This is a genomic window from Salipiger mucosus DSM 16094 (assembly GCF_000442255.1).
Classification (GTDB): Bacteria; Pseudomonadota; Alphaproteobacteria; order Rhodobacterales; family Rhodobacteraceae; genus Salipiger; species Salipiger mucosus.
The window spans coordinates 323,872-336,398 of the sequence record NZ_KE557278.1 but is presented as its reverse complement, the minus strand read 5'-3'; the positions used below and the strand labels follow the sequence as shown (position 1 = coordinate 336,398).

General features: G+C 68.9%; 10 protein-coding genes. 6 read left to right on the top strand and 4 right to left on the bottom strand.

Annotated features, from left to right (window positions below):
- Positions 1 to 481 (bottom strand): hypothetical protein (locus SALMUC_RS30530; RefSeq protein WP_037372100.1); only part of this gene is annotated, 481 nt, incomplete at its 3' end.
- Between the two features lie 44 nt (positions 482 to 525).
- On the opposite strand from SALMUC_RS30530, the gene SALMUC_RS30525 reads away from it, so the two are divergent.
- Positions 526 to 906, top strand: coding sequence for a hypothetical protein (locus tag SALMUC_RS30525; protein WP_198014609.1), 381 nt, complete (start codon positions 526 to 528; stop codon positions 904 to 906).
- A gap of 100 nt (positions 907 to 1,006) precedes the next feature.
- On the opposite strand, the gene SALMUC_RS17265 is transcribed toward SALMUC_RS30525, so the two are convergent.
- Positions 1,007 to 5,164, bottom strand: a complete 4,158-nt coding sequence (locus SALMUC_RS17265; protein ID WP_156883542.1) for an NACHT and WD repeat domain-containing protein — start codon at positions 5,162 to 5,164, stop codon at positions 1,007 to 1,009.
- Between the two features lie 8 nt (positions 5,165 to 5,172).
- Positions 5,173 to 6,678, bottom strand: a complete 1,506-nt coding sequence (locus tag SALMUC_RS17260) for a TIR domain-containing protein (RefSeq protein WP_020040645.1) — start codon at positions 6,676 to 6,678, stop codon at positions 5,173 to 5,175.
- Positions 6,679 to 6,938: 260 nt separating this feature from the next.
- Here SALMUC_RS17260 and nanR point away from each other — a divergent pair, with 260 nt between their 5' ends.
- On the top strand, positions 6,939 to 7,658 hold the full coding sequence (nanR, locus tag SALMUC_RS17255) for a transcriptional regulator NanR (protein ID WP_020040644.1): 720 nt from the start codon (positions 6,939 to 6,941) through the stop codon (positions 7,656 to 7,658).
- On the opposite strand, the gene SALMUC_RS17250 is transcribed toward nanR, so the two are convergent.
- Positions 7,655 to 8,527 carry a MurR/RpiR family transcriptional regulator gene (locus SALMUC_RS17250; protein ID WP_020040643.1) on the bottom strand — a complete coding sequence of 291 codons (873 nt, stop codon included), beginning with the start codon at positions 8,525 to 8,527 and terminating at the stop codon, positions 7,655 to 7,657. The two genes, nanR and SALMUC_RS17250, sit on opposite strands and share 4 nt — an antisense overlap.
- Positions 8,528 to 8,671: 144 nt before the next feature.
- Here SALMUC_RS17250 and SALMUC_RS17245 point away from each other — a divergent pair, with 144 nt between their 5' ends.
- The 4 genes from SALMUC_RS17245 to SALMUC_RS17230 all read left to right on the top strand — a co-directional run bounded on the left by SALMUC_RS17245 (position 8,672) and on the right by SALMUC_RS17230 (position 12,464).
- On the top strand, positions 8,672 to 9,442 hold the full coding sequence (locus tag SALMUC_RS17245) for an N-formylglutamate amidohydrolase (RefSeq protein WP_020040642.1): 771 nt from the start codon (positions 8,672 to 8,674) through the stop codon (positions 9,440 to 9,442).
- Positions 9,435 to 10,031, top strand: a complete 597-nt coding sequence (locus SALMUC_RS17240) for a TRAP transporter small permease subunit (RefSeq protein WP_020040641.1) — start codon at positions 9,435 to 9,437, stop codon at positions 10,029 to 10,031. The genes SALMUC_RS17245 and SALMUC_RS17240 overlap by 8 nt, the downstream gene beginning before the upstream one ends.
- A complete protein-coding gene (locus tag SALMUC_RS17235) occupies positions 10,031 to 11,356 on the top strand; it encodes a TRAP transporter large permease (RefSeq protein WP_020040640.1) in 1,326 nt (441 codons plus the stop codon). The genes SALMUC_RS17240 and SALMUC_RS17235 overlap by 1 nt, the downstream gene beginning before the upstream one ends.
- Before the next feature lie 70 nt (positions 11,357 to 11,426).
- Complete coding sequence (locus SALMUC_RS17230) at positions 11,427 to 12,464, top strand: TRAP transporter substrate-binding protein (RefSeq protein ID WP_020040639.1); 1,038 nt, start codon at positions 11,427 to 11,429, stop codon at positions 12,462 to 12,464.
- The last annotated feature ends 63 nt before the right edge of the window (positions 12,465 to 12,527 follow it).

The following is a 12,527-nucleotide window of genomic DNA, read 5'->3' as shown; positions in this document are numbered from 1 at the left end:
GCGTCCGGCGGCGCAGGTCACGGGCGAAGACCGGCCAGCACCGGTCGATGGCGGGCGGGCCATGCAGCTCGAGCCGCAGGCGCGCGCGCACCACCGCCAGCGGGCGGCCCAGCAGCAGCGACAGCGCGGGCGGCGTGCCGTCGAGCGGCGGCAGGTAGATGTCGGCGGGCGCGTAGCCGCCCGAGACCTGCGCGGGCCCGTCGCGTGTCATCGGGTTCAACGCGCATTCCCACTCCAGCGCGATGGGGTGCCAGGGCTGGCCATCGCTGGCCCGGACACCCGCGTCCTTGGGATGACGCCGAAAGATCTCCTCCAGCAGCCGCGCCAGCGTCGGCAGCGCGGTGGCCTGTCCGGCGCGGTCGACAGCGGCGAACAATGGCTCGCCGTGGCCCATCGCGGTGATCGGGACGCGGGCGGCACCGGCCTCGTCGCCCCCCCCGGCCAGGCCCCGGCCGCCATGCGCCGACCCTGTGCGCGCCAAGGCGGCCGGCCGTCCTCGGCCATGCGCGGGAAAAGCGTCTGGTCATGGCCGCCACCGCCCGGCGCCTCGGCGGCGTGGTCGCTCTCGACCAGCCAGGCGGCACCGGGATGCGAGACGTGCCAGCGGTCGGCAGCGACGGGAAATCCCTGCGGTCCGGCACCGCACGTGAGCGCGTCGGGCAGCGCCCAGTGCAGGTGGATGCCCGGCGGCAGCATCGTGGTCGGCTCGGCAAAGGGCGGCGCCTCGAGCGCGGCGGCAAACCAGGGCATGTCGGGGTTCAGCACCATGCCGCCGCCGCGCCAGGGCAGGCGGTCGACCCGCGCCATCGGGCCGGTCGTGGCCAGCGGAGCGGACAGCCTCAGGCCATCGACGGAGAGCGGGACGAAAAGTGCTTCCATGTCCCGACTTCCGGGCGGCAGACCTGAAAAAAATGTTTGGGTAACGAATCTTTGGCCCTGCAACCTAAGGCAGCAAAAGCCCGGCGTTAATCAACTCCAATGTGTGCGGCGGCCCCCAGGGCCGCTCTCATTCCAGCGGGCCTCGAACCGCGTCGAGGCGGCTGCGGGCGAAATCCAGCACCTCTTGGGGCGTGTCGAAGACCGGCTGCGCGACGAGCTGTCCGCCGCCGTTGCCAAGGACCAGTTCCGCGCCCGTCCCGGTCTGCGCCGCATCGAGCGACAGGATGCTGTCGAGGAACCCCGGCAGCTCGACCACCTTGCCGCCCGTCTCCGCGTCCCAGAGGATCAGCTGCTCGTCGTTCGACACCGTCGCCACGACCTGTCCGCCGGGCACGAAGCGCGCCTCGGTCACGAAGGAGCCGTGACCGGCCAGCTGCGGGACCTCCTCCTCGCCGGGGGTCCAGAGGCGGCCCGTCCAGTCGAGCGAGCCCGAGAGGATCCGGTCGCCATCGTGCGAGATGTCGACGGAGGAGATATTGCCGACATGCCGTGTCATCACATCCGTCATCTCTGCCCCGCCGGTCGCTTCATCCAGCGTGAAGAGCCGCACGTTGCAGTCGCTGCCGCCCGTGGCCAGCCGCGTTCCGTCCGACGAAAGCGCGATTGCCGAAATGAAGGACCGGTCGGGCGCACGGTTGCAGTCGTGCGAGGGGTCGCGGCCGTGCTCGATCACCGGCACGAAGGGCACCAGCGCCACGTGATCGCCGGGATCGGTCCCGCAGCTTGTCGCCGCGACGGCACAGATCAGCACGGCGCTCGTGCCCCGGCCGTCACTCACGTCGACCGCGAAACGCTGCCCGTCGCGCGACAGGGCCAGGTGCCGGTAGCGCAGGGACGAGCGCGCGCCCTCGCCGGTCAGGCGCAGCTGCCGCGGCCGCCAGTCGCCGCCCGGATCGCGGGTCCAGACCATCACCGAGGGATCGGTCCGTGCCGCGACGAAAAGATCGCCCCGCGCCGGTGCGGCCAGTTCGGTCAGGAAGGCAAAGCCGGTTTCGGCCCCGTGAAGGGGGTAGAGCCGTTCGAGCGGCGCATCCTCGGTCTTGAGCCAGATCGCGTGGCGGTTGGTCAGCGCCGCCCAGCGCGCGCCCTCACCCAGCGCCACCGACACGATCCGGCGCGGCTCGACCTGCCGGGGCAGCGCGTCGCTCATGGAGCGATCCTGCCGGCGCGACACGAAGGGTGTCCAAATCCGCGCGGTCTTGTCGAGCGAGCCGGTCAGCAACGTGTCGCCGTCTGGACCGAAGGCCACCGAGCGCAGCGGCAGTTCGTGCCCGCGCAGGACCTTGCGGGGGCGCCAGTCTGCGGTGGTGAAGACATGCACCGAGCCGTCCCAGGTCGCCGTGGCCAGCAGGTCGCCCGAGGCGTCGAAGGCCAGGTCCCACAGATCGAAGTCGTGCCAGAGCACGAAGTCGGACAACTCGGCCCTCAGCGTCAGCATATCATCGCGCGGCCCGCCGCCGGGACGCAGGCCGGGCGGCGGGACAAAACGCCAGATGCGAACGCGGTCGTCATTGCCGGCCGAGACGAGTTCGGCGCCGTCTGGCGAGATGCGCACCGCCTTCACGGGTTGGTCGTGGCCGCTGTCGTCGCAGCGCGCGCCACGGCCGTCGATGCGGAACAGGCAGACCGCGCCGCTTTCCAGACCCATGGCCGCGACCCGCGCATCCGGCGTGAGCGCGACCGACCAGACCGCGAAGTCCCGTCGGTCCTGCTCGCGGCCGTCGGCGCGCACCAGCCCCACGCCCGATTGGCGGGCCGTCAGGTTACGCGCCGTGACGCTCAGCTCGTGACGCCATGCCCCGCCCGGCGCGCGGCGCCACAGATGGACGTGCCCGGTGAGCGCGGCCGCGATCAGAAGCCGTCCGTCCCTCGAGAACGCCAGGTCCATGATGGTGTCGCGATCCCACTCCGGCGGGCCGGGATACAGCTCGGTCACACGCGGCTCGGTCTCGGTCTCCGGTCCGAACCCCTCGACCAGCAGCAAGCCGCCGCGCTGCGTGCCCGCCGCGATGGTCCCGTCGGGCGCCACCGCCAGCGACCGGCCGCGCGCCGCATCGATGTGGCTCAGGTGCGGCGCGAGCGGCAGGAGCCGCAGCGGCGCCCCGTTGCCCCCGGCGTCCCAGATCCGCAGCCGCATCGCCTGGTCCAGCGTGACGAAGGTCTCGCCGCCGGGGAGGAAGTCGGCCGCGAAGACCTGCGCGTCCGCGCCACGTCCGTGGCTGAAGCGGCGCCATTCCTGGATATAGCTCAGCGCATCGAGCAACTTGTCCACGGCAAGGTTCACCAGACCGTCCGGCAACCCGGATGTCAGCGCCTGCTGCAACCCGGTGATGGCCCCCTCCGCCTGCACGACCGGCTCTTCCGCCAGCGGCGTGATGTTGACCGCCGAGATCGTGAGCGCGGCCTTCTCGCGCTCGGTATAGCGCCGCTCGGCCTCGCGCAGCGCGATATCGGCCTCGAGCCGCGTGACCTCGGCCTCACGCGCGGCCTGCGCGCGCTCGACTTCGCGGATGGTCTCCTGCAGCTCGAGCGTGCGCTGCGCGGCTTCGGCGGCCTCGGCCCGCGCCCGCGCGGTCTCGATCTGGCCGTAGACGACGTTGCCCATCAGCCCGAGCGTAGCAACGACCGCCGCCGCGCCGAGAAAGACCTTGATCGTATCGAAACGACGGGAGTCGGCGACAAAGGCCTCGACCCGCGTGAATATCTCGCCCGATGCCAGGAGATGGCCGTCCGAGGTCCACTCGATCCGCGCAAGATGCCGCCCCGCCCACGTGGGGTTGGGGTGCCGCTCGCGCCACCATGCGAGGTAGCGCGACAGCGTGCGCCCGGCGATCAGTCCGCGCCCAAGAAGGCGGTCCCACCAGCCGCCGTGCCGGTTCTGGTCGCGCTCGCGCGCCAGCCGGGCGAGAAAGCGAAGGTTGTCGGCCGAGGCATGTTCCGCCGGCAGCCAGTCGCGCTGCAGCGGACGCCAGAGCCGCAGGATGCACTCGTGAGTCACGTCCACCGTGTCATTTGCATCTATGCCGTCGTCCTCGCCAGCAACGCGGAGATAGGACTCGGGCCCGTCCTTGAAGTGCGACAGGACGCGCAGGAGGTTGTCGAAACTGCAGCCCAGCGTCTTGGCGGCCTCGCCCAGACGGATCGGGCGGCGGATGTCACGCCCCCGGCTCTCCAGCGTGGTGAGCGCACAGAAGAGATCGCGCGTGATCCGCTGCCCGCCCTCGTCGAGCGCGCCGTAGAGCCGGTCGAGCTGGTGCGACAGCGACATCCGCAGCGCATCGTGGCTTTCGCTGCGCCGCCGCCCGGCGGCGTCCTTTATGCCGAAGACCTCGTAGAAATCAGGCAGCCGCAGGACCACCTCGCCGCCCTCCCCCGCCCGCTTGCGGGCATGGTTGTAGAGCAGCAGCAGCGCGTGCTGCATCAGCGGCAGCTTGTCGAGTTGTTCCTCCAGCCCGTTGAGCATCCAGACCGAGAGCTCGGGCTCGACCCGGCCGCCGAACAGCGACATCGGCCCCTCGATCGCCTCCTGCATCTGATAGCGGTCGAGGGTCGGGGTCAGGAACTGGCTTTGGTTGATCGCCCCCGTGAGTCCGGCGTAGCGCGCGCATTTCTCCAGCTCGTCCGTGCGGATGGTGATCACGACGTAGATGTCGCTGTGCACCATCGCGGTCTTGAGCAAGACGTCGACGAAGCGCGACACGGCGCGCGGGTCGTCCTGGGCGTAGCGGAAGATCTCCTCGAACTGGTCCACGAGGATGATGACCGGCCGGCCCGCCACCTCGGAGACCGACTCGACCGCCGCCGTCAGGTCGCTCGACCGCGTGTCGACGTGGTTGTGGAACATGTTGGCCAGCGCCTCGATGCGCTCGGCCTGTTCCGCGTCGGGCTCGGGCGCGCCGTGGCCGCTCTCGCCCAGCAGGATGGCCGTGGCCAGCGAGCGGCAGAGCCGGCCCAGCGGGTCGGTCTCGGGGTAGAGATCGCAGAAGATCCAGTCCGAGCCCCGCCCGGGCAGGAAGCCCGCCTCGAGCGCGTTGAAGAGCCCGGTGCGCGCCAGCGAGGACTTGCCGCAGCCCGAGGGGCCGGTCACGCAGAGGAACTGGTGCTCGGTCAGCTTCTCGATCATGTCCTGAACGTGATCGTCGCGGCCGAAGAAGATGTCGTATTCGGCCCGCCGGAACGACCGCAGCCCCGGGTAGGGTGCGGTGCTCCGGGAAAAACCGTCCATCGGCATGTTCAGAGGCTCTCGGCCGGGGCGTCCACGCCCAGCGAGTGCAGGAACTCGCTCGTCGCGACGGGATCGAGCCCCTCATCCACGCGGATCACGTGCAGCGGCTTGCCGCGCGGACAGGGCGTGGAGCCGGCCGGCGAGGCGTCGCCGAAGGCGATCTCGAAATGGTCGCGCGTCGGCGGGGTGAAGCGGGCGCGGTTGCGCAGGAAATACATGCCGCGCATGTTGGCGCGCTTCTGGCCCTCGACGCCCCGGCCGTAGATCAGCACGATGGCGTCATTGCCCTTCACCTGCTCGCCCAGCTTGTTCATCTCGGTCTCGGGGTGGATCGGGAAGACCACGACATGCCGGCCCAGCGTGTCGATCACCCGGTCGCGCAGGTCGAAATCGTCCTCGGCCGCGTCGATCGAGACGATGGGCACGACGCCCTCGCCTCCCAGGTCGCTGTCGTCCTGGATCCGCTCGCGCCGCTCCTCCGCCTCGCGGTTGGCCACCTGCTCCGCGGCGACGCGCTTGGAATATTCCTCGAACCCCTCGAAGCTGGTGCGGTGCGGCACCGCCTCCTCGAGGAAGGTGGCATAGCGCTCGCTGCACTCCTCGACGTCGAAGTCCAGCGCCACCCAGGTCTCGATCCGTGCCTTCTCCTCGCGGGCGATCTCGTGCTGGGCGATCACCGCGGGCGTGTTGTCGTGGTCGGGCATCCGCTTGCCCTGCACCATGCCCAGCACCTGCACGAAGAGATCCGCCTGCCGCACCGCACGGCGCACGGTCTCGGCCGAGAGGTCGGCCTCGAGCCGGTCGAGCCGCAGAACGCTCAGCCCCGCCGCCTCGTAAGAACGTTCGAGCCGGTCGGCGATCTCCTTCACGTCGCCGGTGGGCGCGGCCATGACCACGTTCACCGGCTCCTCGGGGATCACCACCGCGTCCTCGGCATGGCCCGCGCCGGCCAGCACCTCCTCGCGCTTCTCGCGCAGGGCGTGCACCACGTCGAGCAGGCGCTTGTAGTAGCCCTCGCGCGAGTCGCCCGTGGCCTCGCGCGGGACCGGGTAGCCGAAGGTCTCGACCCGCCCGTCCCTGCACTGCCAGAAACGCACGCTCAGCAGGTCCTCGTAGGCCGTGCGCATCGCTCCCGCGCAGGGCTTGCCGCCGCGCTCCCAGGCGTCGTCGAGCTCGACCAGGATCACCGGCATGCCCCGGGCGTGCATCTGCCGCAACTCGGCGGCGCAGCTGTCCGACTGGCAGTACTGCGTCGACAGGAACACCAGCCCGATGTCCGCCTCACGGATCGCCTCGGTCAGCGCCTCGTCGATCCAGTCGCCGGCGTTCAGCACGCCCTCCTTGTCCCGCAGGAAGCGATAGGGCGCGCGGCGGTCGTTCTTCGTCAGGTCGTACTTGATGCCCTCGAGCAGCTCGCTCAGCAGGCTGGACGTGCGGAAGGTGCGCGGCTCGATGTCGGCATGCGCGTAGCTCACGAAAATAGACGTCTTTCCGGCCGCGGCGTTGCCACCCATCTCGGACCCCTGGAATAAAATGCGAATCGAACAATCAATCAAAGGCACAACCTTTGCGGTATCAAAGGTAGACAATGACGCTGGGTCAATCAACTGCGCCGTGATTTCCGGGGCGCCTATCGCGGCCGGTGCGCGCCGCTCGGAAGCCCTTGCCGCGATGGCAGGCGCCCCCGGCCTTGCGAAGCCGGGGCCATGACGGGCAAGGTGCCTTGGCCGGTTCGCCCGGCCAGACCTTGCCCCAGACAGGACGCGCCACCGGCATGACGCCCTCAGACCCCATCCGCCCCCGCAAGCTGTCGGACGAGGTGCACGCGCGCCTGCTGGCGCTGATCCGCGAGGGACGGCTCGCCCCGGGCGACGCCCTGCCCTCGGAACGCGAGTTGATGGCGCGCTTCGAGGTCGGCCGCCCCGTGGTGCGCGAGGCGATGCAGCGGCTCGCGCAGGCCGGGCTGGTCGAGATCCGCCACGGCGGACGCCCCCGCGTGGCCGAGCCATCGCTCGACGTGCTGGTCGACCAGCTGGGCCTGTCGATGCAGCACCTGCTGACCCATTCCGCCGCGACGCTGGATCACCTCAAGGAGGCGCGCCTCGCGCTCGAGCGCGAACTGGCGCGCATCGCCGCGCGGCGCCGGACCAAGGAAGACATGACCGCCCTGCGCGCAGTACTCGACGCGCAGGAGGACGCGCGCGAGACGCCCGAGCGGTTCCTCGATCTCGACGGGCAGTTTCACCGCACAATCGCCGCGATCTCGCGTAACCCGCTCTTCGAGAGCCTCTGTCACGGCATCTTTTCCTGGCTGCGCGACTTCCACGTCGACTTCGTGCGCAGCCCCGGGCAGGAGGCGCTGACCCTGGCCGAGCACGAAGCGATCCTCGAGGCCATCGGCCGCGGCGATGCCGACGCCGCCGCGCAGGCGATGCACGACCACCTCGAACGGGCGAAACGCCTCTACGCGCCGGAGAACCTTGCCTCCAGCTAGCTGCGCTGGAACAGCCGCGTGAGCTCGAACAGCGCGTCCAGCCGCTCGAAGCGGTCACGCGCGTCGGGCCAACGCTCTTCCTGCGCGGCGGCGATCAGCGCCTCGACCAGCGACAGGATCGCGATGGAGCTGTCCCAGGCCGAGGGGATCTCGACCCAGCAGTTGAACGTATGCTCTGCCGTGGCGGCCACGGGGCTCGCCCACTGGTCGGTCACGAGGATCACCGTCACGCCCCGCTCGGAGGCGATCCGCGCCAGCCGCTCGAGGTTCTCCTCGTAGCGGCGGATGTCGAAGATCAGCAGCGTGTCGCCCTCGGCCATGTCGAGCACGTAGTGCGGCCAGGTGGCCGGCGACGAGGTCAGGTGCGTGACCCGCGCCCGGATCGCCTGGAAATGGGTGAAGGCATATTCCGCCAGCGACCGCGTGATCCGCCCGCCCACGACGTAGAGCCGCCCCTCGGTCGCCGCGAGCCGTTTCGCCGCGGCGTCGAACTGCGCCGTATCCACGTTGGAGAAGGTCTGCCGCAGGTTCTGCGTCACCGCGTCGGCGAAACGGTTCAGCAGGTGCGAATCGGGCGCCTCGCTGGCCCAGGCCGCGCGCCGCGCCTCGGGCCCCGAGACTTTGGCTTGAAGCTCGGCCAGCAGCGCCTGGTGGAACTGCGGATAGCCCTTGAACCCCAGCTTCTGCACCATGCGCGCCACCGTGGGCGTCGAGACCCCGGCATTGGCCGCCGCCGCGGTGATCGAGGCAAGCCCCGCGCCGGGATAGTCCTCGAGGAGGGCATTCGCGAACTTGCGCTCGGAGAGCGTCAGCTCGGCGTGATGGTTGCGGATCAGTTGCCGTACGGTCGGCTGGGCTGGCGAAGTCACCTCTGGCTGGCCTCCAACTGCTTACTTTCTGTGCACTTTTCCCGTGGCGGGTTCGCGCCCTTCGCGGCGTGAGCCGATTTCTGGAAAAATATTGACGCATTCTCGGAGCCGTGGAAAGGTTTTTCCAACGATGGGGGACGCACTGTGCAGGATCGCACGAAGGAAGCTTACGAGGTCGTCAACGCGCAGGGCCGCGGGCCGGTCATGCTCGTCTGCGAACACGCCTCCAACCACATCCCTGCGCGCTACGACGGCCTCGGCCTCGGCGCCGAGGCACGCGAGAGCCACGCCGCCTGGGACCCGGGCGCACGGGCGCTGGCGGTGATCCTGTCGGGCGAACTCGACGCCCCGCTGATCGCCGGCCGGGTCTCGCGGCTGGTCTACGACTGCAACCGCCCGCCCGAGGCCGAGAGCGCGATTCCCGCGCAGACCGAACAGATCGCCATCCCCGGCAACCGCGACCTCGCGCCCGAGGCACGCGCCGAACGGGTCGAGACGATCCACGATCCCTTCGCCTCGGCATTGGCCAGCCATATCGCGGCACGCCAGCAGCAGCGCCCGCCCTTCGCGCTCGTCACCGTGCACAGCTTCACGCCGAGGTGGTTCGGCGAGCCACGTGCCGTCGAGATCGGCCTCCTGCACGACAGCGACACGCGCCTGGCCGACGCCATGCTCGCGCGCGCCGGGGACACCCACTTTCAGGTCGAGCGCAACGCGCCCTACGGCCCCGAGGACGGCGTGACACATACGCTCAAGCGCCACGGTATCCGCAACGGGCTGCCCAACGCGATGATCGAGGTCCGCAACGACCTGCTGACCACGCCTGAGGACCGCGAGCGCGTCGCTGAAGCACTGCTGGTGATGCTGGTGCCCGCCCTCGACGCGCTCGGCCTTCCGGAGGTGCCCCATGCCTAGCGCCATCGTCGCCTACGTCCGCCGCATCGACGCGATGAACCGCTTCATCGGCCGCATCGCGATGTACCTGATCTTTGCCCTGATCGGCGTGCTGCTTTGGTCCTCGGTCGCCAAGACCTTCTTCTCGCCCAAGCTCTGGACGCTCGAGACCGCGCAGTTCGTCATGGTCGCCTACTACGTGCTTGGCGGGCCCTACTCGATCCAGCTGGGGTCGAACGTGCGGATGGACCTCTTCTACGGCGAATGGTCGCCGCGCCGGAAGGCGATGGTCGACGCGGTCACCATCTTCTTCCTGCTCTTCTACCTCGGCGTGCTGTTCTACGGCGCGGTGAGTTCCACCGCCTACTCGCTGGGCTACTTCGGGACCGAGCCGTTCTCGTTCTTCGGCAATCTCGCCTGGGCCTTCGTCACCGGCGGGCCGGACGCGGCGGGCGAGCTGATGGGCTACCTCGAGACCAGCCCCAGCGCGTGGCGTCCCTACATCTGGCCGGTCAAGGTCATCCTGTGCTTCGGCGTCCTGCTGATGCTGCTCCAATGCACGGCCGAATTCTTCCGCGACATCGCGCGGATCCGCGGAGAGGAGATCTGATGTCGCAGGACATGATCGCGCTCGTGATGTTCGCGGGCATGCTGGGCCTTCTGCTGACGGGCCAGCGTGTCTTCGGGGCCATCGGTTTCGTCGCCGTGATCGCGGCGCTGGCGCTCTGGGGCGACCGGGGCGGCTTCGACCTCGGCTTCGCGGCGTCCATGAAGCTGATGAAGTGGTATCCGTTGCTGACGCTGCCGATGTTCATTTTCATGGGCTACGTGCTGTCGGAATCGAAGATCGCCGACGACCTTTACCGAATGTTCCACGTCTGGACCGGCGGGCTGGCCGGGGGCCTCGCGGTGGGGACCATCGGGCTCATGGTGCTGATCTCGGCCATGAACGGCCTCTCGGTCGCGGGAATGGCCATCGGCGCCACCATCGCCCTGCCCGAGCTGCTCAAACGCGGCTACGACAAGCGTATGGTGACCGGGGTCATACAGGCCGGATCGTCGCTGGGCATCCTCGTGCCGCCATCGGTGGTGCTGGTGCTCTATGCCATGATCGCGCGGCAGCCGGTGGGCCAGCTCTGGCTCGCCGGGGTGATCCCCGGCCTCGTCATGGCCGCCGCCTTCATCGTCTACATCACCATCCGCTGCCGGCTGAATCCCGACCTCGGGCCCATCGCACCCAAGGCCGAGCGCGACCTGCCCATGCCCGAAAAGCTGCGCCTGCTGACCGCCGGCCTGCTGCCGCTGGGCATCTTCTTCGTGATGATGGTGCCCTTCGTGAAGGGCTGGACCTCGCTGGTGGAAAGCTCGGCCATCGGCGCGATGGCGGCCTTCCTCGCCGCGGTGCTCAAGGGCCGCATGACGCGCGAGGTCTTCGAGAACTCGGTCCGCAACACGCTGGGCGTCTCCTGCATGTTCATGTGGATCATCCTCGCGGCGCTGGCATTCGGCGCCGTCTTCGACGGTTTGGGCGCGGTCAGCGCCATCGAGACGCTCTTCACCGAGCGGCTGGGGCTCGGGCCCTGGGCGATCCTGATCCTGATGCAGCTGTCGTTCATCCTGATGGGCACCTTCCTCGACGACACGGCCATGCTGGTCATCGTCGCGCCGCTCTACGTGCCGCTGGTGGGAGAGCTGGGCTTCGACCTAGTCTGGTACGGCGTGCTCTACACGATCACCTGCCAGATCGCCTACATGACGCCGCCCTTCGGCTATAACCTCTTCCTGATGCGCGCCATGGCCCCGCCAGAGATCGGGATGCGCGACATCTACAGCTCAATCGTGCCTTTCGTGCTGGTCATGGCCGTCGTTCTGGCGATCATAATGATATTCCCCGAGATCGCGCTCTGGCTCCCCGGGCTCGTCTACGGAAACTGATACCGACATACCAACCATGACCCCGGCCAACGGGGCGAATTTCGAACCAAGCAACAGGAGTTGAGAGAAGATGACCCTTTCCAGACGCAAGATCCTTCGCGGCGCGGCCATTGCGCCCGCCGCTGCGCTCGCGGCGCCCTCGATTGCCCGCGCGCAGGAGCCCATCAAGTGGCGTTTCCAGACCTACGCCGGCGCCGCGCTCGGCGAGCAGGTGACCAAGCCGATCATCGACTACATCAATACCGCCGCAAACGGCGAGATGGAGATCGAACTCTACTACGCGGACCAGATCGTCCCCACGGGCGAGCTTTTCCAGGCGCTTCAGCGCGGCACCATCGACGCCGTCCACTCGGACGACGACTCGATGGCATCGCCCACGCCGATGCGCGTCTTCGGCGGTTACTTCCCCTTCGCCACCAAGCACATCCTCGACGTGCCGGTGCTCTTCGAGCAGTACGGCCTCGCCGATATCTGGCGGCAGGAATACGAGAAGGTGGGCGTGACCTGGCTCTCGGCCGCGGGCCAGGACCCGTGCAACTTCAACACCAAGAAGGAGATCACCAGCCTTTCGGACCTCGACGGGCTGAAGCTCTACACCTTCCCGACCGCCGGCCGCTTCCTGTCGCAGTTCGGCGTGGTGCCGGTGAACATCCCCTACGAGGATGCCGAGGTTGCGGTGCAGACCGGCGAGCTTGACGGCATGGCCTGGTCGGGCATCACCGAGGACTACACCGTCGGCTGGGCGGACGTCACCGACTACTTCCTGACCAACAACATCTCGGGCGCCTGGATCGGCTCGATCTTCGTGAACCAGCAGCGCTGGGCCGACCTGCCCGAGCACCTCAAGGAGCTGGTCATGTCCGCGATCAAGGCCTGCGACACCTACCGCAACCAGTGGTACTGGGGCGGCGAGGCCAGGCTGCGCGCCACCGGCGACAAGCTCCAGCTGCGCTCTGTCCCGGCCGAGGAATGGGCCGAGGTCGAGAACGCCGCCAAGGAGTTCTGGAAGGAGATCGCGGAGGAGAGCGAGGTGCACGCCAAGGTCGTCTCGATCTTCGAGGAGTACAACGGCGTCATCAACCAGGCAGGTCCTCCGTACACCTTCTGATCGCCTGACCCGATCCGCCGGCCCCCGTGTTCTCGCGGGGGCCGGCCCCGTGAAAGACCCACG